Here is a 22,468-nt window from a genome sequence, read left to right as displayed (position 1 = left end):
GCAGCGGGTGGTGCCCTTTCGTCTAGAATTTTAGTTATTCCTCTGAAGCATTGGCCGCTTCTTGCGCTGCTTGCACATTCTCCAGCATCTTCTCGGCATCAAGCTCGCCGCCGATGACCTGCTGAATGCCCATGCTCAGTGCAGTGTTTACGTCGGCTTGAACAAGTGCATCAAAGGCAGGGAAGGATTTTTTGATCTCACTGACGCCTTTGAAAATGTCCTGCATAAGCGGATCATCCGAAGTGGAGTTCATTGTTGCCAGATCCATCTTCATTGCCGGCAGTACACCGTCTTCTTTCAGACCGCGCAGCTGCATTTCATCTGTCCACATATTTTTAATGAATTCTTTAACCGCTTGAAGTTTACGAGGATCTTCTGCTACCGCTGCCGAGAATCCATATCCGTTGTTTGCGTCCTGCATGACGATGACAGGGTCGCCTTCATTAACCGGAGGCAGGTTGAAGTATCCGACCTTACCTACCAAATCACCCGCTTGAGTCGGATCTCTAAATACGGAGTTTGCCCACGATCCGTCCATCATCATGACGGCTTCGCCGGTGATCATTTGGTTTCTCATGTCCGCATATTCGAAGCCAAGCTCGCCTTTTTTGAAGTATCCCTTCTCAACCCATTCCTGGTGCTTCTTCACACCTTCCACGACTTTCGGATCGGTCCATTTGGTTTCCCCGGTTTTGAAGCCGTAAGTAACCTCTGGCCCTGCGTAATAGCTCCACAGGTTGTTCGTGGTCATGAGCGGAATCCAAGCATCCTTGGAGGATTGGGCAAAAGGAATCTTCCCGTCGGCCTTTATCGTTTCAGCAATTTGCTCCAATTCAGCCAATGTTTTAGGAACGTTCAAACCTTTTTGGGTGAAGTAATCCTTGTTATAGAAAATACCCTCAATGGAACCCCCAATCGGCAATCCGTAGATCTTGCCGTCATGTGTAAATGGATCCAGTGTCGTAAATTTGTCTTTAATGCCTAGTTCATCCAAAATTGGGGTCAAATCAAGCATTAAGCCTTCTTTGGAATATACGCCTGCATCCGGGCTGCCGAACACATCGAATACTTCCGGCGGCTTACCGGCTGCCATCTCGCCTCTCAGTTTCTCTTTCCGGTTCACTTCAGAGTCCACAGCGTCCAGCTTGATTTTCAGCCCGGGCACCGCCTCTTCGGTTTTACTGACAACATCGTTCAGCAATGCGAGACGGAATTTCTTGGATTCACCTACTTGCGTATGGCGAATGGTGATTTCAAACGGCTCATTGCTGGCCGTTCCTTCCGAACCACCTGACGGTTTTTCTGCTGCCTTGTCACCGCCGCCGCATGCAGACAAAAGCGTGGATGAGACGAACAGAAGCGACATTAATAATGCCAGACCCTTTTTCTTCATTGTCTTTGACCCTCCCGAAGTGTTTGTTTATTTGATAGGCGTTTTCCTCACATCTTCATTATAGAAAGCGATTCCATTTTTCGATAGGCCGATATTTTTCTTGCCAAGGGATAAAATCCTCTACAAAAAAACAACAACCTTTCCATATGGGGAAAGGTTGTTGTCAGTAATCGTAACGCATATATGAAATTAATTAGAAATCTATTAGCTCTGGACTATCTCTATTTTCTTGGGTATCTCACCAATCAATCGGTAAGCGCGTGCCACTTCTTCCTCGGAAGGTGAAGGTACGCCCTCCAATGGATAAGCCATGCCGAGCTCCTTCCATTTGTAAACGCCCATCTGATGGTAAGGCAAGATTTCGAATTTCTCGACGCCGTGCAGCGTCCGAATAAATTGACCGAGCGCAATCAAGTCTTCTTCGCTGTCATGGATGCCCGGCACATAGACGTGGCGGACCCACATGTTCCGATCATGGTCAGACAGCCAGCGGGCCGTCTTTAACGTCCTTTCGTTCGACTTCCCAGTGAGCTTGATATGCTTCTCGTCGTTGATATGCTTCAGATCAAGCAGCACCAAGTCGGTCAACTCCAGCAATTCCGAGATTTTCTCCGGTTCATTATAGCCGTTGCTGTCCAGCGTCGTATGCAAATTCCAGCGGCGCTTCACTTCCTTGAACAGCTCCGTGACAAAGGGATACTGCAATGTCGGCTCACCACCGGAGACGGTTAACCCGCCGCCCGATGAACGGTAGTAGCTCAGATAAGGTTCAATCTCAGCCAGCACGTCCTCTACCGTCATCTCGCGTCCTTCATGCAGTCCCCAGGTATCCGGATTATGGCAGTATTGACACTTCAAGAGACAGCCCTGCATGAAGAGCACAAAGCGGATACCCGGACCGTCCACCGTTCCGAACGTTTCTATGGAGTGTACATGACCTTTTAGCATGGTGCGTCATCCTTTCTGTATCCGCTAGGGTTGTCTTCCATCCTTACATCGATCCGTGGAACGTACGGTTGATGACATCGAGCTGCTGCTCACGCGTCAGTTTGACGAAGTTAACTGCATAACCGGATACCCGAATCGTTAACTGCGGATAATTCTCCGGATGCTCCATCGCATCGATCAACTGCTCCCGGTCAAATACGTTGACGTTCAGATGGTGTGCCTTGCTGCCAAAATAACCGTCCAACATCGCAACCAGATTGTTCACACGGATATCACTTTCTTTACCAAGGGCTTTCGGCACGATCGAGAACGTGTTCGAGATGCCGTCAAGACTATCCTCATAAGGCAGCTTGGCCACGGAAGTCAGCGAAGCGAGAGCTCCCTTCTTATCGCGTCCGTGCATCGGATTTGCGCCCGGCGCAAACGGCTCGCCTGCCTTACGTCCATCCGGCGTGGTTCCTGTTTTCTTGCCGTATACGACGTTCGACGTAATCGTGAGCACCGATTGGGTCGGCATTGCGTCACGGTAAGCCTTGTTCTTGCGAATCATGCTCATGAAGGTCTCGACCAATTCAACGGCGATGCTATCCACGCGATCATCGTTGTTGCCATAGCAAGGGAACTCGCCTTCGATTTCAAAATCCACTGCAATTCCTTGCTCATTGCGTACCGGCTTCACCTTTGCATATTTAATTGCACTCAGTGAATCCGCTGCTACGGACAGGCCTGCGATGCCGCATGCCATCGTGCGCAGGATATCCCGGTCGTGAAGCGCCATCTCAATCCGTTCATAGCTGTATTTGTCATGCATGTAATGGATAACGTTAAGTGTATTCATATAGAGCTTCGCGAGCCATTCCATCATCGGCTTGAATCGCTTCATGACTTCATCATAACTCAGGACCTCGGCAGCGATAGCCGGATATTCCGGTCCAACTTGGGCGCCTGATTTCTCATCCTTACCACCGTTGATCGCATAGAGCAACGCTTTGGCAAGGTTTGCTCTTGCTCCGAAGAACTGCATCTGTTTCCCGATGCGCATGGCGGATACGCAGCAGGCGATGCCGTAATCGTCTCCGTAAATCGGACGCATGAGATCATCATTCTCGTATTGAATCGAGCTGGTTTCGATGGAAACTTTCGAACAATATTTTTTGAAGGCTTCCGGCAGCTTCTCCGACCATAACACCGTCAAGTTCGGTTCTGGAGCAGGTCCCAAATTATACAAGGTATGCAGGAAACGGAAGCTGTTCTTGGTCACTCTCGTCTCACCGTTTATCGACATGCCGCCGATGGATTCCGTTACCCACGTTGGATCCCCGCTGAACAGCTCGTTATAATCCGGCGTACGCAGGAATTTCACGATCCGAAGTTTCATAACGAAATGGTCGACCAGTTCCTGAGCTGTTTCTTCCGTTAGCTTGCCTTCAGCCAGATCCCGTTGAATATAAATATCAAGGAAAGAAGATACCCGGCCAAGCGACATCGCAGCACCGTTCTGCTCCTTGATCGCGGCCAAATAACCGAAATACAACCATTGGAATGCTTCCTTCGCCGTATTTGCAGGTTTGGAAATGTCAAAACCGTGCATACCCGCCATTTCCTTCAGTTCCTTGAGGGCCCGCATTTGCTCAGACAATTCTTCCCGCAAACGGATAACCGGCTCATCCATAGCATCCACTTCAAGCTCACCGAGTTCTCTCAATTTGTCCTGAATAAGAGCATCTACGCCGTATAGCGATATTCTGCGATAGTCACCAATGATACGTCCGCGTCCGTACGCATCGGGAAGTCCCGTAATAATCCCGGCCTTGCGCGCTGCTCTCATCTCTGGAGTATAGGCATCAAACACGCCTTGGTTATGCGTTTTGCGTATGCCGTTAAAGATATCTACAACGGCCTGCGGCATTTCAAAGCCGTATGCGTTGCACGCATCAATCATCATCCGGATCCCGCCAAAAGGCTGGATCGAACGCTTGAACGGCTCATCGGTCTGAACGCCGACAATCTGTTCTTTATCCTTATCCAAATAGCCAGGTTGATGAGAAGTGATGGTTGAAGGTGTATGGACATCCACGTCCAGTACCCCACCGTTGTCCCGTTCTCTCTTGGTTAAATCCGATACGATATCCCACAGTGCTTTGGTGTTATTCGTGGGTCCTGCCAAAAATTCATCAGAGCCATAATAGGGAGTAATGTTCTCTGCAATAAAATCATTAACGTCAATTTGCTTGGTCCATTTACCTGATTTAAAACCTTTCCAGCCTGTTTCTTTTTCAATCACCGACATATTGAATCCCTCCTAGATTTGCTGGGGCTTGCAAGGACAGGCGAGGCCACACCTTGATCTATCTCAGATCTTTAAATGTGATTATTTTCACGATCAATGATGCCACTACCCCGCCTTGCACCTTCAAGCTTCTTTATCAAAGACCTGAGATTCAGCTTCTTGCTACACCTTTATTGTAGTCCTGTTGATCCCTCGCATCTGTGATATTAATCACAAAGTTATCTTTTCCCGTGATTTTTATCACTCCGAGTCTGGTCTTGCATCACTTACCTCAACATATTCCCGGATCTTCATGATCGGCATTCAGAGCCTATCCTATTTAGAACCGACCGTAGAATGCGTTGCGGTAAACTTCTGCGAGCTCTGTCACCAGCGGCAGCTTCGGATTGCTCGTTGTGCACTGGTCTTCAAAAGCCCGGTCCGCCAAATGCTCAACATTCTTCTCGAAATCTTTAGGATCGATGCCAAGCTGCTGGAACGACTCCTCGATACCGAGCTTGCTGTTCAGCTCCCGGATCGCGCCAATCAGACTGTTTACGCCCTCTTCCGTTGTTCTTGCCGGCAGCCCGAGAATCCGTGCGATTTCAGCATATCTCTCATCAGCCACAAAGTGGGTATATTTAGGCCATGCCGCGAATTTTGTTGGCTTCTTGGCGTTGTAACGAATGACGTGAGGCATCAGGATCGCATTGGTGCGTCCGTGTGCCGTATGATACTGGCCGCCCCACTTATGCGCAAGACTGTGGTTGATGCCAAGGAACGCATTCGCAAAAGCCATGCCGGCAAGCGTCGAAGCATTATGCATTTTCTCGCGGGCGAGTTTGTCACCGGTAAGCGCCGACTGCTCAAGATATTGGAACACGAGCTGTATGGCTTTGATGGCAAGCCCATCCGTATAATCGCTGGCCATCACCGATACGTAGGCTTCAATAGCATGTGTCAGAACGTCCATACCGGTATCGGCTACCGCTGTTTTAGGCAGCGTGTATACAAATTCCGGATCGATAATCGCCACATCCGGTGTCAGCTCATAATCAGCCAGCGGGTACTTGGTATTCCCCAGCCCTTTGTCCGTGATGACAGCAAACGAAGTCACTTCCGAGCCGGTTCCCGACGTTGTTGGAATGGCAACGAATTTCGCCTTCCGTCCAAGCTTCGGATATTTATAGACCCGCTTGCGGATATCCATAAATTTTTGCTTCAGATTGTTAAAGTCCGTATCCGGGTATTCATAGAACAGCCACATCGCTTTCGCTGCATCCATTGGCGATCCGCCACCGAGGGCGATAATGCAGTCCGGCTGGAATCGGGTAAGCATCTCCGTTCCGCGTTCTACTGTCGTTGTTGAAGGATCCGGCTCAACCTCCGAGAAGACCTCGATGGCCACTGGCACTCTGCGCTGACGCAGATAATGCTCTACCCGCTCCACATAACCCAGCTTCACCATCATGGGGTCGGTAACGATCGCAACACGGGTGATTTCCGGCATTTTCGCAAGATACTGCGTGGAGCCTTTTTCAAAGTAAATTTTGTCCGGTACTTTAAACCACTGCATATTCACGGTTCTGCGGTTCACCCTTTTCACGTTGATTAGATTGACAGCCGTCACGTTCGACGAAGTGGAATTACGTCCATACGAGCCGCAACCCAGCGTCAGCGATGGCAGGTTCGTGTTGTAGATATCCCCGATACCGCCCTGCGAAGAAGGCTGGTTCACCAGGATGCGGCAGGTTTTCATCCGATCCGAGAATTTCATAATAATGTCCTCATTGTGCGAGTGGATCACCGACGAGTGACCCATTCCGCCAAAAGCAACCATCTCTTCAGCACGTGTTATCCCTTCCTCCGCATCCTTCACCTTATAACAGGCCAGAACCGGACTCAGTTTCTCGGCAGACAGCGGGTAAGCCGGACCGACCCCTTCCAGCTCGGCAATCAGGATCTTGGTGCTTTCCGGTACCTCGAAACCGCAAGCCTCAGCTATCTTAGCTGCCGGCTTTCCGACGATGGACGGATTAACCGCACATTTCTCCGATACCATCGCATGCGCAGTCAGTTTCGCCAGCTCTTCCTTGTTGACGAAATAACAGCCGCTGGCAATCATTTTTTTCTTCACTGTATGATAGATAGGCTCTTCGATAATGACAGCCTGCTCCGAAGCGCAGATCATGCCGTTATCAAAGGTCTTCGATAAAATCAAATCGTTCACTGCTTGATCCAGGTCCGCGCTCTTCTCTATAAAGCAAGGCACGTTACCTGGTCCTACGCCGAGGGCCGGCTTGCCGCAGCTGTATGCCGCTTTGACCATTGCCGAACCGCCCGTGGCCAGAATGCAGGCGACGTCAGGATGATTCATGAGTGCATTGGTTTTATCCATGGAAGGAGCTTCGATCCACTGGATGCAATCGGCAGGAGCACCTTGTTTCACGGCGGCATCCCGCAGTATCAGCGCGGCTTCCCGGCTGCATGCCTGTGCGGAAGGATGGAATCCGAAGATGATCGGGTTTCTTGTTTTAATGGAGATCAGCGCCTTGAATATGGTTGTGGAGGTCGGATTGGTTACCGGTGTTATCCCCATGATAATCCCGATCGGCTCTGCTATTTTTTGAAAGCTGTCATAGGCGTTGTCTTCAATAATACCCACCGTTTTGTCGTACTTGATGCTGTTGTGGATATACTCTGTGGCGAACAGGTTCTTGATAATCTTGTCTTCGTACACGCCGCGTCCCGTTTCCTCAACCGCCATCTTCGCCAGTTGCATGTGCTTCTCAAGGCCTGCCATGGCCATCGCCTGTACAATCCCGTCGACCTGCTCCTGATTCAATTCCATAAACTTTTCTTTGGCTCGATTCGCCTTGTCAATCAGCCCTTGAATGTACTCCGATGCTGTTTGTCCTTTAACTTCAACCGTTCCTTTGCTCACAGCCATATCTCTCATCCTCCCATGGTTCATGTTTCTTTCTCGTCTACGCTTTGATCGTAACACAGCCTTCTCTAAATTCATGTGAAATATTTCACAATATAAATATTTTTCTTTTCTGTGTAATTTATGCCTGTCTTTCCCTTCTTTTAAGTGAAAGAGATCACAAAGTTTGAAAATTCGCCACGATTTCCTTCTTATTCTCCCCCAAAAGTGAATGTTTTCACGTTATAATGTATTTAAAGATTAAACAGATCAAATTTTAGGATGTTAGGGGATACCAACATGAACACTACTGTAGACCATGTAATGGAAATCGAAAACTTAGGGAACACGCAGTGCTTCTCGGAACAAAACCGCAACCGTCTGCTGGTCAGCATGAAGGAAAGGGTTCTCCCTGAAGGATCCCATTTGTTCTGGGAAGGCGACTTTGCCGACAAGCTGTACTACGTTAAACAAGGAAGAATTAAATTAACCAAATCGACTGATGAAGGCAAAGAGCTGATTCTATATATGTACCATCCAGGAGACATGGTCGGGCAAGCCGATCCATTCTTCAGCAACAATCACAGTTTCTCGGCAGAGGTGCTTGAGGATAGCGTTGTCGGTGTCATCGAGCACAAGGATCTGGAGCTGCTGATCTGTCAGCACTGCGACTTTGCCATTGATTTTATGAAGTGGATGGGCATCCACCACCGCATCACCCAGACCAAATTCCGGGATCTCATGATGTACGGTAAGCCCGGTGCTTTAACATCGACACTGATCCGTCTGAGCAACACCTACGGACAGCATCAAGCGGATGATACCATTCTCATCAACAAGAAGATTACCCACACCGATCTGTCGAACATGATTGGGGCAACCCGCGAAAGCGTGAACCGGATGCTGAGTGACTTACGCAAAAAAGATGCCATCGAATATGCCGGCGGAATGATTGTCATTAAAGATCTTCCGATGCTGCAGGAAATCTGCCATTGCGAGCTGTGTCCTAACGAAATCTGCCGGATTTAATCGGCCTGCTCCCTTCTGTGCATAATATACAGTCATCTGCTTACAATAAACCTTGTCTTTCCAAACCAAATTAAAGGGAGTGCTCAGCATGCGTGAAGGATTGATTCCTGCTGTTCTTGGAACTGTGGTTTCTGCTTCGGGTGCCGCTCTGCTTGGCAGCAAGTATAAACTTGCCGCAACCGGTATTCTCGGCTTCGGACTGGCTCATATTGTGCTTGGTGCGATTGACCTGGTGGAACATCGGTAAAGGATTTGGAAGACAAGGTACACAAAAAGAAACCGTTTCTTGGTAAATGGAAGGACAACTCACCATTTACCAATGGAACGGTTTCTTTGCTTACTCATTAGGTTCAACTTCATCTGCTATTGGCTTGGAGGGCGAAGCCTCCAAAACATCTCGTTCGTATATCGTTAAAGAAGGAGCCGTCTCATAAATAGGTTTGCTCACTTGACGGACGTTCGTCCGATTAAAAAATGTGTCAAATAAAGAAATGGCGGTGCTCAGGATGTTATCTCCTTGCACCGCCATTTCTTGCTTTTCGGTCCGTTGCCCCTTGCTTGAGCAGATTATGGCAAGCGAAAGGCATCGACCTCTAGGCTCACTTTCGTCAGTCCTCGAAGCAGAAATCGCCAGAATCCCCGGTTATTCTTCAACTGCCCAAACACACTCTCCGGTTCGACCATTCGCCGCACCGACAACGCATAGCCTTCCTCACTTCGAAGTTTCTCTCTCACTTGCTGCTTGTAACGAAGATACCTGAGACTTACGCTGATTTCCCGGTTCCCTTGAGCTTTCGTGCAAGCAGCTTTGCATGAACACCCTTCGCAGCTCACGCTTCGGTAGTGTCCTTCCGTATTTCATATCCGCTTACCATCGTTTCCTTACTTTCATAGCGAAACCACAGCTTTCGCCCAGCCACACACGTCCATGTATCTTCTGCTTCGTCGTACTGCCAGTTGTCTAGCTTGCTGATATCTTGTTGCCACTTCGGTTGACCGATTCATTGACGATGCGAACAAGATGATAAGGAGGAATGTCATCCTCCAAGTCCATTGGCAGATAAAGTTGGTCCATGGTATATGGAATGTACAAAGAAATCGTTCCTTTCGTAGATGGTGGGTCGCACTTCCATTTTACCAAGAAACGGTTTCTTTTCGTATGTCTAGAGTATGTTTTCGCACAACGTAGCGGAGAGGACCAAACGATTCCGGACAAGCGAGAGTGGTCGCCTTTGGCCCCGAATTTCATCCTTGCCTAGTACCATTTCAAGAAATTTGGGGGCAACAGCGATGGGAGGATCGATTCGTACACGGAGCGTCTCCTCACAGGAAAAGGGGGCATTCCGCCAGATCTAAGATCTTTTGGGACACCCCCTTCTTTTCGGCTGTCTATCAAGTGAGCAAACCTGCTTACGGAACTGCTCCTTCTCATCGATGTCGCCTACAAAACCTACTTTTGCTTGCTCCCTTTTCCCGACGAGATAAACCAATAAGCCATCCCTACAAACAATCCGCCGCCAAGGATGTTCCCCAGCGTGACCGGCACCATGTTGCTGATCCATCCACTAATGGAAATGGTCTCGGGATGCCCCGGTAAAATCGTCGCGAGTGTCAGAAGTGTCATATTAGCTACGCTATGCTCGTACCCTGTTGCAATGAAGGCAAACAGACACCACCATATTAAGATCAGCTTTGTCGTTTCTCCCTTGGCCCGAATTCCCATCCACAAGGCCAGACAGACAAGCCAGTTGCACAAGATGCCTCTGAAGAACAGCTCCATAAACGGATCATTCATTTTCTTGGCAGCAGCCGTGAAGATGAGATGGTCCGGCGGCAGGCCTTTGAACAGGCCGGAAGCATACACCAGATAGCTGAGCAGAATCGCTCCAGCCAGATTGCCGATAAACACGAGCACCCAGTTTTTCAGCGTATCCCCCATCGTCGTGCGTCCGGATAATGTGCTTATCGTAAAAAACATATGATTTCCGGTAAACAGCTCTGACCCGGCGAACACCACCAACGTGAGCGCGATCCCGAATGCAGCTCCCATGACGAGGGATTGGAAGGGTGAACCGGCAGCTGCGAGCGGCGCCCCCAGCTTAAAGATTAATACAATCCCTATGCCGACATACGCGCCGGCCAGCATAGCCGATACCATATAGCGCAGCAGATTATGTTTCATCTGCTCTTTTTTACCGACGGCGGCATTGACAACGGCTTCCACATCTGTTTTAAACATGGGATACCACCCCTTGATTTCGTCTGTTTATTATGCGATTGCTGGCCTTAAACACCCACCTCAACCTTTCCGTCCACGGCGCGAATCGGGTATACACGAACCTGACCCTTATCCGGAGCTTGTACGAGCCCGGTTGAAAGCTCAATTTTCCAGTCATATAACGGATCGTAGATGTAGTGCCCGGATACGATGGCTTCCGAGAGTGGCCCACCTTTGGGATGAGGGCTTTGATTGTCCAGCGCAAACCATTGATGATCCGAAGTCCGGAAGACGGCAATCTCCCGATCTCCGAGTTGGACCACCCTTCCGATCTGTGATAGAAAATCATGTTCATTCCCTACCGTAATAAATTTTCCAGTTTCCATAACATTCGACCTCCACTTCTCTTTTCTATCCCCATCCATACTGCGAAAAGCTCTCTATGTTCAGGCGGCAAGAGGGAAGTAGATTCCTCCCTCTTTTATTTGCTGCTGACCGGTTTTGCATCCTCAAATAACGTATTGCGCAGCTTCTCGTCGTTCAGCACTTTCTTCCACGGATCCTCGACTTGCTGCAAGGCAAGCTCGATTCTCTCCACCAGTTCCTTACACTGCTTGGTATCGTCCAGGATAACCGCTCGGATTTGTTCCAATCCCAAGCGCTCTACCCACTCCGATGTTCTCTCCAGGTACTTGCCGGTTTCACGGTAATACTGCATCAAGGCTCCGCAGATTTCGACCAGCTCTTCATCCGTTTTCACTTTGCAGAACGAATCAGCCAGACGTGCCTTCGTTCCGCCGTTGCCTCCAACGAATATTTCCCATCCACCGTCATTGCCTACGATCCCGATATCTTTCGTGCACGACTCGGCACAGTTTCGCGGACACCCGTTGACCGCCAATTTAAATTTCGCTGGGAAATCCAGTCTCTCGAATTTCTCCTCGAGGAATGCCCCCATGCCCATCGAATCCTGCGTACCGAAACGGCAAAATTGGGAACCTACACAGGTCTTCACGGTCCGCAGCGATTTGGCATAAGCATAACCCGACGGCATATCGAGCTCTTCCCAAACACTCGGTAAATCTTCCTTCTTAACACCGATGAGGTCCAGACGCTGTCCTCCGGTTACCTTTACAACCTTCACATTATATTTAAGCGATACATCCGCGATTTTCTTCAAATCCTCCGGTGTGGTAACGCCGCCGTACATTCTTGGGACGACCGTGTACGTGCCGTCTTTCTGAATGTTGGCGTTCATCCGTTCGTTGACAAAACGGGATTCCCTCTCTTCTTGATGGGTTACCGGGTTCAGCATCGCCAGATAATAATGAATGGCCGGGCGGCATTTCGAGCAGCCTTCCGGATTGCTGAAGTTTAGAACATGCATGACTTCTTTCGTTGTCTTGAGTCCTTTGGCACGGATTTCGGCGACAATCTCGTCCCGATCAAGCGTTGTGCACGAGCATATGCCTTGTTTGCCTGCCGCCTTAAAGCCATCGCCCAATACGCTCTGGAGTATTTGCTCCACGACAGGTTTACAGCCGCCACACGAGCGGGTAGCTCCTGTGCAAGCTTTAATCTCATCCACTGTCGTAAAACCCTGTAGAGTAATGGCATCCACAATGGCTTTTTTGGTTACGCCGTTGCAGCCGCACACGATTTCATCATCGGGCATCTTCTCCAGTGAAAATGCCTTGCCATTTCCTGTTCCTGCGCTGTCAGTACCCATGATCGAATCGTAAATCTCATCCGTCATGGCTGTCTTTTTCCGAATCATGGATTGAAGGCTTGCCGAATCGCTCACATCTCCGAACAATATCGCCCCAACGATGATATTGTCGCGAATTAATATTTTCTTATAGGTCTTGCGCCAATCATCTTTTGCGGTGATCACCGAGTGCTCGGCTTGCTCCATGAATTCTCCGGCAGAGAATACATCCACACCGCTGATTTTCAACTTCGTCGATACAATGCTTCCCTCGTAAGGCTTGCCTTCCACACCGCATAGATGCTTCGCCAATACCTGTCCCTGCTCGAACAACGGTGCAACCAGGCCGTAGCATGCGCCCCGATGCTCGCAGCATTCGCCGACCGCATACACATCCGGCCAGGAAGTCTGAAGATAATCATTAACGACGATTCCCCGGTTCACTTCGATCCCGCTCGCTTTAGCGATCTCGGTGTTCGCTCTGATGCCCACTGCCATGACCACCAGGTCGGCATCAAGCTCATCCCCATCCTTGAAGCGGAGTCCCGTAACTCTGGTATCTCCCAATATTTCGGTTGTTTGTTTGCCTAATAAGAAATTGATGCCCTGCTGTTCAAGCTCCCTTTTCAGCATGCCGGATGCCATCGAATCCAACTGGCTCTCCATCAAATCCTGCATGAGATGAACCACCGTCACCTCCATGCCCAGGCTAACCAATCCCTTGGCAGCTTCCAGACCCAGAAGTCCCCCGCCAATGACAGCCGCTTTCTTGTACGCCTTAGCGGCTTGAAGCATCTGCGTGCAATCGGCAATGTTTCGGAAACCGATAACGCCTTCTTTGTCACTGCCCGGCACGGGTAAAATAAAGGGCTTCGAGCCCGTTGCTATTATGACTTTGTCATAAGGCACAGTCAATCCGTTGTCGGCGGTCACGACCTTGCGTTCCCCATCGATGGCAGTTACAGTGGCATCCGTGTGCAGAGTGATATGGTTATCCTCGTACCATTTCCAATCATTCAATACAATATCATCCAAGGTTTTGCTGCCTTCCAACACATACGACAGCATGATGCGGTTATAATTCGGATGAGGCTCCTGTCCAATGACGGTGATGTCAAAATTCCCACCCAATTTAATGATTTGCTCGACCGTACTAATCCCGGCAATACCGTTGCCGATGACAATTAACTTTTCTCTCTTTATATTGGACATCGATTGATTCCTCCCCGACACATTTATCTAGATCGTGGTATTCCGTTGCTTTCACATAAATTATATCGTCTGATCGCATTAATTTTTGTGATATTTTTCACATAAATCATTAAAATTTAAAATAAAAATGCCGAATAACCCTGTCCACTTCGAACAAGGTTATGAGGAGGCATGCTCTCTATATAATATCGGCTTCCATATAGGCTCGTTCGCCGCTAGGAACTTTCAAATAAGGGCGAATCCCGGCAAATCCCTTCGCGTCCAGGTTCACCCCGGTCATCCAGTTCCCCTCCAATAAGCCTCGATCCGATTGCATAATGACGGCAGGTGCCTGGATATGCTCCTGATATAGAACGATGCCCGCCTGAATAGTCTTAAAGGCTTTTCCTTGTTCCACCAACGGTACGGCGCTGATATACGTAGGCACAAAATAATTTGCGATCACATCCAGCTCTTCCCCGTCAAAAAACGGCTCGCTGCCAAGGAAAGGATGCAGCATTACGATTTTCTCATAGAGTGACCAGATGATCATCTGCAGAAATCTTCCCGTACGTCCTATATTCTGCCCGGTGGACGCATGAAATCGATCGGTTTCATAACCAATGAACTTCCATCCGCCGGGGGCTTTGACCCATTTCTGAAACATATCAACAGCATCGGCACCGCTATGGCTAACGGATTCTGCAGATTCCGGGCTTGTTCCAGACGCAGCTAACCACAAGGAATCCGGCACATACTGGCTCAGCATCCGTTTGGTCTTCTCAAAAATATGAAGCACTTTTAATGAAGCGTTTTCAAGTTCTGAGATGTCCTCTTGTCCATAATGGAAACGGGAGATATACGTTCGCTTGGTCATGGGCTCGCCTCCTTGATATGCTGCTCTCGGTATTTACATCATATAGCAGCTGCGTCCGCTTGGTGCATGTCCACCTATTTTTGCCGTAAAGAAACAGGAATCATACTTCCATTTAGAAAAAAACCCTGAAATGAGGATGTCTCATGCCAGGGTTTAATCATCAAGGGGAGTCTTAAGATGACTCATCTTTCGACCCATTGTTCCGCCCAGAATGAAATTTGCTCCATCACCGGACGAAGTGCCTTGCCTTTTTCAGTCAGTTCATATTCAATACGTACCGGTGTTTCAGGATAAACATGACGAATCAAAATGCCTTCGCATTCCAAATCCTTCATCCGCTCAGAGAGCATCTTATCGCTCATGGACGGAATCAAATTCGAAATATCCTTAAAGCGCTTAGGCCCGCTCATCAACGTTTGAATAATCAAACCGTTCCACCGTTTGCCCAGAAAAGAAAATGCAGATTCAAAACGGGGACACATCGTAACATTTGTAACTTCCATATCCCTTCACCTCTTTACGAAGTCACCTTGTTTATAGAAATTCATAAGCTTAATTAAAAATCTAGAAAACTTACGAATTGTAAGTATGTTTCATTTTAGCACATTTCCGAGAAACTGAAAACCACCTAGCCCCTTTTTCCCATAAAATCAGCGCTTATCCCATAATATACGAGCCAAAATATCCAAATCTTTCTCGATCCAAGTGGATAATTTCCTATTATACAGTACCGCCGCTGGATGGAATAGAGGGAATATCTTATAGGTTTCCGCCGAGAACATATAACCCCTATCTGGATTCTCCGGATCGGTTGCTTGCTGGACCGGCCCCTCCATCAGTTTGCCGTGCAGCGATGTCACCGTTTCATGGCTTCCGATTAACCGGTGCAGCGCCGTATTTCCCATGGGTGCAATAATGTGCGGGCGAACCCATCGAATCTCTTCATCAAGCAAAGGTGCATGGGCCAATATTTCCGCCTTCGTCGGTGTGCGATTGGAACGGCTGATGACACTCTCGCCCGTGGACCTCACGATTACCTTTTCCTTATAAGGCCTGCTTCTCATGGCACTGGTAATATACACTTGCTCCCGGGTCAGGTTCAGGCGTTCCAGGTAGGCGTTCATCTCTTGTCCGGCCTGCCCTACAAAAGGTAAGCCTTCCAGAACCTCATGGGCCCCGGGTGCTTCTCCAATAAACATAATTTTGGCGAAGCGGACTCCTCTTCCGAGCAGGAAGCCCTCAACGGGTTGATGGGCCAGCTTGGCCTGGCATATGGCGATGGTTGCGGGATCTACAGGTGCGCTTTGTACTCCACTCATGTGTACAGCCCCCCTTCTTGTATATCATACAATACCCCAGACTTAGGTATATTCTATCCCTAGCCGGCAAAAACATTTCCGTGAACATTCATCATTAACGATAAAACGAGCCGCTCAAGGACTACACCCTGAACGACTCGTGAACTCATTGCTTTTTAAAAAATGCTGCTCATAGCTTAGACTAAAACGGGAAGCGCACGAACCGGCTGACTGTTGCCGAAGGTTTGCTTGCCTGCCGTGGAATAAGCCCAGTTAATCGCATTGGTGATCACTTTCAGCACTTCGGGGTTGTAGTAGGTTGGATAGGTCTCATGCCCCGGACGGAAGTAGAAAATGTTCCCATGACCGCGCTTGAACGTGCAACCGCTCCGGAATACTTCGCCGCCTTCGAAATTGCTGACAAATACCAGCTCATCTGGGGCTGGAATATCAAAGAATTCCCCGTACATTTCCTCGTGCTCGATGATGATCGGACCTGTAATTCCCGCCGCGATCGGATGCGTTGGATTCACGCTCCAAATAATCTCTTGTTCCCCTGCTTCGCGCCATTTCAAATCGCAGCTCGTACCCATTAACGCTTTGAACGGCTTGGAAAAATGTCCGGAATGAAGAACGATCAGCCCCATCCCATCCTGCACGCGTTTAACGACCTTGTTTACGATTTCATCACTAACCTGGTCATGAGCCATATGCCCCCACCACAACAGCACATCGGTTGAATCCAGTACATCGTCCGTCAATCCATGCTCCGGCTGGTCGAGCGTTGCCGTTCTGATGACAAAATCCGGATTTTGCAGACCCTCTGCCAATGCTGTATGAATCCCTGTCGGGTAAACGCTGCGAACCTCGTCATGGATTTTCTCGTGCACGAATTCATTCCAAATGGTTACGTTAAGCATGTTGCTGTTCCCCCTAATTGCTTATTCGGCTTACTCTACGCTGTTAGACCCACCACATGTCCCCAAGCGGCTCTTCGATCAGCACTTGCTGAAGGTTTTGCACCGCTTTGGAGAAGCCTTCTTCGATGGACATCAATCCATCTTCATGTTCAATACTTACGACATAATCATATCCAACCAGACGAAGGGCACTCATCATATCAGCCCATTCCTTCACATCATGTCCATAGCCTACGCTGCGGAACTGCCATGCGCGATCCAGCATGTTGGCATAAGACTGCATATCGGTCAGACCGTGCTTGTTGACGTTGATCGGGTCAATGCTTGTATCCTTCGCGTGGAAGTGGTGGATTGCCCCTTCGCGGCCCAAAATTTGAATCGCTTGAACAGGATCAATCCCTTGCCACCACATATGACTCGGATCCAGGTTGGCCCCAATCACTTCGCCTGCAGCTTCACGCAAGCGGAGCAGCGTGCCTGGCGTATGGACGGAGAAGCCGCCGTGCAATTCCAAGCCAATCTTCACATTGCGGTCTGCGGCAAATTTACCCCATTCGGTCCAGTAAGGAATGACCTTGTTATCCCATTGCCAAGTCAGAATCTCTTGGTAGTCGTTAGGCCAAGGCGCAACGGGCCAGTTCGGGTATTTGGCATCCTCATGGTCGCCTGGACAGCCGGAGAATGTGTTAACAACAGGTACTTCAAGCTTCTCGGCAAGTTCTACCGTTTTTACGTATGTGTCATGAAACTCTTTCGCGATTGCTTTTTGCGGATGAAGCGGATTGCCGTGGCAGCTCAGTGCGCTAATAATCAACCCACGGGATTCCACCGCATTTTTGAAGTTCTTCAGCGCGGTTTCATTCTCCAGCAGCTCGACCGGGTTGCAATGCGCATTACCCGGATAACCGCCTGTTCCGATCTCAACCGCTTTAAGCCCCTTGGATGCCACATAGTCCAAAGCATCCTCCAATTTACGTCCGCTCAGCAATACCATAAATACGCCTAATTTCATTGTATACCTCCTGGTTTACCTTAGTATTAGTAATGAGTATTAGTAATGATGTAATATTTAGTTATCGAAATAAACCGCTTTTCCTGTCTTCGCCGATTCATAGATCGCTTCCAGAATTTGCGTTACAACAAACGCTTGCTCCGGTTTAACCACTGGATCCTTATCCTCAATAATGGCTTCCAGCCACATTCTGGCTTCACGGTCCGCATCATTTTCCTTGGAACCGGAATAGAACGCGACGCCGCCAGCATTCAAATCCACTTTGGTTTCATACAATCTGCTCATTTTCTCGCCGTTAATACGCAAACCGTCCTTCATGTCAGCTCCGCCTTCCGTACCCGCAAGGACGGCTTTGGCTTCGCCCGTCTCAACGACGTTAAGAGCCCAGCTGGATTCCAGAATAATCGTTGCGCCGTTCTCCATCGTGATGAACCCGAATGCCGAATCCTCTACCTTGAACTCCTTCGGATCCCAAGGACCGAACGCATTCGCCGCATTCTCGCGTTGACCCAGTTTATGGAACGTGGATCCAAGCACGCTCTTCGGCTTGTAGTTGTCCATCAACCACAAGGTTAAATCCAGTGCATGGGTGCCGATATCGATCAACGGACCTCCGCCTTGCTTCTCTTCGTCAAGGAATACGCCCCAGGTCGGAACGGCACGGCGGCGAACAGCTAGTGCTTTACCGTAGTAGATCTCGCCCAGCTCGCCTTCCTCGCAGACCTCTTTCAGATACATGCTATCATCACGGAAACGGTTGTTGTAACCGATGGTAAGTTTTTTTCCTGTACGCTTAGCGGCGTCCAGCATGGCTTTGGCTTCGGAAACGGTTTTCGCCATTGGTTTTTCGCACATCACGTGCTTCCCGGCTTCCAAGGATGCAACGGTAATTTCGGAGTGCGAATCGTTCGGCGTACACACATGAATGACATCGATGCTACCGTCTTGCAGCAGTTCTCTGAAATCCGTGTATACTTTCGCGCCTTCAACCCCGTATTCAGCAGCCGCCTTCTGCGCGCGTTCTTCAACGATGTCGCAAAAAGCTACCAATTCGGCCTGCGCCTGCTTCTTCAAGCTCGGCATATGCTTGCCATTGGCGATCCCCCCGCAACCGATAATTCCGATCTTCAATGTTTTCGACATGTCCATTTCCTCCCCATAGGCATTTGATCATTTTGAAAACTCTCCAAATATTAGTGCAACGCTTTCATGCGGATCCTAGCCAAGAACTCATCATCCTGTCAGATCCGTCAGAAGCTGGTTTGCATGTCGTTCATAACCAGTGTACAAGAATATGAACCGGGCTGCCAGTTCGCTACTCCACCTTGTTTATCTGCTGCGGCGCCGGAAGTTTGCCGTAGCGGTATGTGCTTTGCAGAACGATATGTCTGCCCTCCAGCGAAGACTGCTGGAACGACTGCATAATCTCCAGCACGTGGTATGCCAGACGGGCACTGACGCGATGGTCCTTCTGCTCATGAATCGATTGGATCATATCGTTGATACCAAGCCCCCGCTCGTTCTTCCCGCATTCAAATGCAGGGTCAAGCAGCTCCCATTCATCGGAACCGTGCTTTCGGAGCTTCACTTCGCTGTTAAAGAAGTTCGGATCCCCGAGACTCAGGCTTCCCTGCGTGCCATAGATTTCGATCCAAGGCAGATTCGATCCGCCAAAGATATCAAAACTGGTAATCATGGTTGCAATGGCACCGTTCTCAAAATCCAGCGTTCCTGCCAAATGCGTTGGAGTCTGAACCGTGATCGGTTGTCCTTGGCGCGGGCCAGAGCCGATGCCGCGGTCTGGAATCTGGATGCCTGTGGATGCGCTGATCCGGCTTGCAGGACCAAGCAGCTCTACCAGGGCCGATACATAATAAGGACCCATATCCATCATTGGACCTCCACCCGACGCGTAAAAAAATTCAGGATTAGGATGCCAAGCTTCCGGTCCTGAACCCATCATAAACGCCGTTGCGGCAACAGGTCTGCCGATCAGCCCGGATTCGATAGCGGCTTTAGCCGTCTGTACGCCGGAGCCCAAAAACGTATCGGGTGCGCAGCCTACGCGAAGTCCTTTTTGATCCGCCATATTTAGCACACGGCGAGCTTCCTCAAGGGTAATCGCCAGCGGCTTTTCACTGTACACATGCTTTCCTGCTTCCAGGGAAGCGATATCCACATTGGCGTGGCTGGCCGGAATGGTCAGATTAATAATAAACTCAATGTCAGTCTGTGCAAGCATCTCCTGGACGGTATACACGTTCGGGATGTTGAACTCTTCGGCCTTTTTCTTTGCGTTGTCCGGAATAAGGTCAGCACATGCCACGACTTCAACCCAAGGGCTGTTCTCTAAGTTCGTGAAGTATACGCCGCTGATGGTTCCGCAGCCAATTATACCTGCTTTCATTTTTTTCATCGCTGTCACTCCTTGAGTGTTTAGATGTGCTCGGACTAGTACCATGGTATTCTTTTATGCTTTCGTTTAAAATGAAGAATATGATTAAAACATGAACAATCTGGTCATTATTTTCTTATTCTTCAAAGGGGACTTTAGCAATGGATTCAAATCTTTCCAACCAAGTCGTAGCAGCGGATTTCTCATTTCATCGTAAACCTTTCAAGATGTCCCTGGCTGACGGTTTCGATACCTACTTGATGCGATGGCAGACCGACGGCAAATGCCGTGCCAAAATTGATGACAAGCTGTCACTCGTTGAGGCAGGGGATCTGTTAATCTTCACGCCAGGACAACCCTATGAACTACGAATAGATGACGAATATAACGCTTTAGGTGAATTAACCATCGAAAGCGGAGATTACCATATTTTCTTTAAGGGGGCATGGGCTGACGCGTGGTGGAATTCCAAGAAACGCCCAACCAAAATTCGGGTTCCACTGGAAGAGCGTTACCTGAGTCTGTTTCGGCAAATTCTGCTGGAGCAGCGTCGTGTATCGGATCCTTATCCGGAGATTTCAGATTACACGGTACGGATTCTGTGCCTCGAAGTGGATCGCCTGTTATCGGAGCAGCCATCGACCACGCCCAAGACGTATTTAGCCTACCGCATGAAAAATTACATTGAAGAGAATGCCTCCTCGATGTTCAAGCTGGAGGATGTCGCTGCCCATGTCGGCATCAGTGTCTCCCGGGCAGTTCATCTGTTCAAAGAAGCGTTTGGCACTACCATCATGCAATACACCATGGACGTTCGCCTGAGCATGGCCAAGGAACGAATTGTGTTCAGCCCTCTCTCGCTGGAGGATGTCGCCGAAACTTCCGGCTTTGCCAACTATACTTATTTTCACCGCGTTTTTCGCTCCCGATTCGGCGTTTCGCCTAAACAATTCCGCATGGCCAGTCGAACGTCAAATTGAGCCGTCCTATCTGTGGGATAAAAAGCGGGTCGACCAAGGTTTTTCCTTGGTCGACCCGCTTCTCTCTTGAATCACATGTAAGATATGCCATGATTCCACATTTACTTCTTATCAGGGCCTAGCGTGGCCGCTGCCTCGGCTACAACGATAGCCAAATCTTCATTACCAAATAACGACAGGACACCAAGTAGGGTCTGATCCGGTATTTCACCAGCTTCTTCCTTGGGCACCGTTAATTCCAGCACCCGCGCCAGCCGCTCATTATCCGGCTGATTCGGATATGCCTTACGGTACAGTTCCGCTGGGTCCAGTCCGTGATTCACACACCACTGGGCAAACACGAGGATCATCATATCCTCGTCCTGGCGGTACGACTCCGCAATCCGTTCTTCTACGGATTTTTCCGTAAATTCCATGTATTACCCCTCCTCATGCGAAAAGGACTTCGGCGCTCTCTTCGTTCATGAAGACATTATACCGTTTACTTTGAGCTCAGACAAAGTCTAGACTAGTCGACCATCTTGACCTGTACCGGGTTGCTTTTCGCTTTTTGGTCATTCTTCTTCTTCATCCAAGTTCCAAGACTGATGATTATGGCGATAACGAGAATTTCAAAACCATACTTCAGAACGCCATTGGCAAACCAGCTGTGAATCATCGGCTCTTCCACAATCATCTTTGATGCGGTCCAGGCTAACACCGCAGCACCGATCGTAATGATAATTGGAAAGCGATCCGTCAACTTCAGGATAATGGTACTGCCCCACACCATAATTGGAACCGAAATCGCAAGTCCGATAATAACCAGCATGAAACTTTCCCCAGCAGCGCCAGCTACAGCAAGCACGTTATCCAGTCCCATCATCGCGTCCGCAATAATAATCGTACGGATTGCCGCCCACATCTGGTTGCCAGCGGAAATTTCATGCTGCTTCTCATCCACTATCAGCTTGTAGGCAATCCACAACAGAGCAAACCCACCGATCAAGCGTAAGCCAGGGATCATTAAGAGCTGTACAACGAGGAGGGTGGCCACGATACGAATGATAATCGCTCCGACGGTACCCCACAGGATGACCTTCTTCTGGTCCGCTTTCTGGACATTACGAGCGGCAAGCCCGATAACAATCGCGTTATCGCCTGCCAACACAAGGTCAATGAGGACAATTGATAGCAGCGCCGTCCAAAATTCCATCGACATCAAATCCATGTTTCTCCCATCCTTTCTTCATTCTCTTTAGATTTACCTACCGATGTCCTCCATCCAAAAAAAAACGCTGTTGCCTTAGTTAATAAGGTCTACA

Annotated in this window: 20 protein-coding genes and 1 pseudogene; 4 read left to right on the top strand and 17 right to left on the bottom strand. The window is 49.1% G+C overall.

From position 1 onward, the window contains the following. Positions 1-34: 34 nt before the first annotated feature. From ACOZB4_RS14610 to adhE, 4 genes are all read right to left on the bottom strand, one after another. Positions 35-1,393, bottom strand: coding sequence for an ABC transporter substrate-binding protein (locus ACOZB4_RS14610; RefSeq protein WP_379415005.1), 1,359 nt, complete (start codon positions 1,391-1,393; stop codon positions 35-37). 204 nt (positions 1,394-1,597) lie between these two features. Continuing rightward, a complete protein-coding gene (pflA, locus tag ACOZB4_RS14605) occupies positions 1,598-2,341 on the bottom strand; it encodes a pyruvate formate-lyase-activating protein (RefSeq protein WP_379415003.1) in 744 nt (247 codons plus the stop codon). 43 nt (positions 2,342-2,384) lie between these two features. Beyond that, complete coding sequence (pflB, locus tag ACOZB4_RS14600) at positions 2,385-4,631, bottom strand: formate C-acetyltransferase (RefSeq protein ID WP_379415000.1); 2,247 nt, start codon at positions 4,629-4,631, stop codon at positions 2,385-2,387. A 319-nt stretch (positions 4,632-4,950) separates the two neighbouring features. Beyond that, positions 4,951-7,560, bottom strand: coding sequence for a bifunctional acetaldehyde-CoA/alcohol dehydrogenase (gene adhE / locus ACOZB4_RS14595; protein ID WP_379414998.1), 2,610 nt, complete (start codon positions 7,558-7,560; stop codon positions 4,951-4,953). 276 nt (positions 7,561-7,836) lie between these two features. Between adhE and ACOZB4_RS14590 the strand changes: the two genes are divergently transcribed. From ACOZB4_RS14590 to ACOZB4_RS14580, 3 genes are all read left to right on the top strand, one after another. Beyond that, complete coding sequence (locus tag ACOZB4_RS14590; RefSeq protein ID WP_098742928.1) at positions 7,837-8,565, top strand: Crp/Fnr family transcriptional regulator; 729 nt, start codon at positions 7,837-7,839, stop codon at positions 8,563-8,565. Positions 8,566-8,653: 88 nt separating this feature from the next. Then, on the top strand, positions 8,654-8,812 hold the full coding sequence (locus tag ACOZB4_RS14585; RefSeq protein WP_071223816.1) for an asparagine synthase: 159 nt from the start codon (positions 8,654-8,656) through the stop codon (positions 8,810-8,812). Between the two features lie 46 nt (positions 8,813-8,858). Beyond that, positions 8,859-8,999, top strand: coding sequence for a hypothetical protein (locus ACOZB4_RS14580; RefSeq protein WP_422759556.1), 141 nt, complete (start codon positions 8,859-8,861; stop codon positions 8,997-8,999). A 75-nt stretch (positions 9,000-9,074) separates the two neighbouring features. Here ACOZB4_RS14580 and ACOZB4_RS14575 read toward each other — a convergent pair. The 11 genes and pseudogenes from ACOZB4_RS14575 to ACOZB4_RS14525 all read right to left on the bottom strand — a co-directional run. Then, a pseudogene (locus tag ACOZB4_RS14575) lies at positions 9,075-9,551 on the bottom strand (transposase); the annotation flags it as partial. 464 nt (positions 9,552-10,015) lie between these two features. Then, positions 10,016-10,804 (bottom strand): formate/nitrite transporter family protein, encoded by a 789-nt coding sequence (locus tag ACOZB4_RS14570; RefSeq protein ID WP_379406403.1) that lies wholly within the window; start codon positions 10,802-10,804, stop codon positions 10,016-10,018. Positions 10,805-10,851: 47 nt separating this feature from the next. Next, positions 10,852-11,169, bottom strand: coding sequence for a nitrite reductase small subunit NirD (gene nirD, locus ACOZB4_RS14565; RefSeq protein ID WP_379406404.1), 318 nt, complete (start codon positions 11,167-11,169; stop codon positions 10,852-10,854). A gap of 95 nt (positions 11,170-11,264) precedes the next feature. Then, entirely contained in the window at positions 11,265-13,703 is a 2,439-nt protein-coding gene (gene nirB / locus ACOZB4_RS14560; protein ID WP_379406405.1) for a nitrite reductase large subunit NirB, read from the bottom strand. Between the two features lie 178 nt (positions 13,704-13,881). Continuing rightward, complete coding sequence (locus tag ACOZB4_RS14555) at positions 13,882-14,559, bottom strand: hypothetical protein (RefSeq protein ID WP_339272085.1); 678 nt, start codon at positions 14,557-14,559, stop codon at positions 13,882-13,884. A gap of 182 nt (positions 14,560-14,741) precedes the next feature. Next, positions 14,742-15,062, bottom strand: coding sequence for a winged helix-turn-helix transcriptional regulator (locus tag ACOZB4_RS14550; RefSeq protein ID WP_076320841.1), 321 nt, complete (start codon positions 15,060-15,062; stop codon positions 14,742-14,744). Positions 15,063-15,209: 147 nt separating this feature from the next. Beyond that, positions 15,210-15,878, bottom strand: coding sequence for a uracil-DNA glycosylase (locus ACOZB4_RS14545; protein WP_379406406.1), 669 nt, complete (start codon positions 15,876-15,878; stop codon positions 15,210-15,212). Between the two features lie 176 nt (positions 15,879-16,054). Next, entirely contained in the window at positions 16,055-16,777 is a 723-nt protein-coding gene (locus tag ACOZB4_RS14540) for a ThuA domain-containing protein (RefSeq protein WP_339272084.1), read from the bottom strand. A 43-nt stretch (positions 16,778-16,820) separates the two neighbouring features. Beyond that, the gene (locus tag ACOZB4_RS14535) at positions 16,821-17,789 is read right to left on the bottom strand and encodes a sugar phosphate isomerase/epimerase family protein (protein WP_076320838.1); all 969 of its coding nucleotides are present in this window, start codon (positions 17,787-17,789) and stop codon (positions 16,821-16,823) included. Positions 17,790-17,846: 57 nt separating this feature from the next. Then, positions 17,847-18,932, bottom strand: coding sequence for a Gfo/Idh/MocA family protein (locus tag ACOZB4_RS14530; RefSeq protein WP_213645199.1), 1,086 nt, complete (start codon positions 18,930-18,932; stop codon positions 17,847-17,849). 172 nt (positions 18,933-19,104) lie between these two features. Next, positions 19,105-20,205, bottom strand: coding sequence for a Gfo/Idh/MocA family protein (locus ACOZB4_RS14525; RefSeq protein ID WP_379406407.1), 1,101 nt, complete (start codon positions 20,203-20,205; stop codon positions 19,105-19,107). 140 nt (positions 20,206-20,345) lie between these two features. On the opposite strand from ACOZB4_RS14525, the gene ACOZB4_RS14520 reads away from it, so the two are divergent. Continuing rightward, positions 20,346-21,164, top strand: a complete 819-nt coding sequence (locus ACOZB4_RS14520; protein WP_076320835.1) for an AraC family transcriptional regulator — start codon at positions 20,346-20,348, stop codon at positions 21,162-21,164. A 101-nt stretch (positions 21,165-21,265) separates the two neighbouring features. Here the strand turns inward: ACOZB4_RS14520 and ACOZB4_RS14515 are convergent, their stop codons facing one another. Beyond that, positions 21,266-21,580: a hypothetical protein gene (locus ACOZB4_RS14515; RefSeq protein ID WP_076320834.1), complete on the bottom strand. Its 315-nt coding sequence runs from the start codon at positions 21,578-21,580 to the stop codon at positions 21,266-21,268. Between the two features lie 92 nt (positions 21,581-21,672). Further along, the gene (locus ACOZB4_RS14510) at positions 21,673-22,374 is read right to left on the bottom strand and encodes a TerC family protein (RefSeq protein ID WP_098742919.1); all 702 of its coding nucleotides are present in this window, start codon (positions 22,372-22,374) and stop codon (positions 21,673-21,675) included. Between the last annotated feature and the right edge of the window lie 94 nt (positions 22,375-22,468).

The sequence above is a fragment of the Paenibacillus sp. NPDC058898 genome (assembly GCF_049316025.1).
Classification (GTDB): domain Bacteria; phylum Bacillota; class Bacilli; order Paenibacillales; family Paenibacillaceae; genus Paenibacillus_AQ.
Note: the sequence above shows the minus strand (reverse complement) of the source record. Positions and strands in the feature narration are given on the sequence as shown.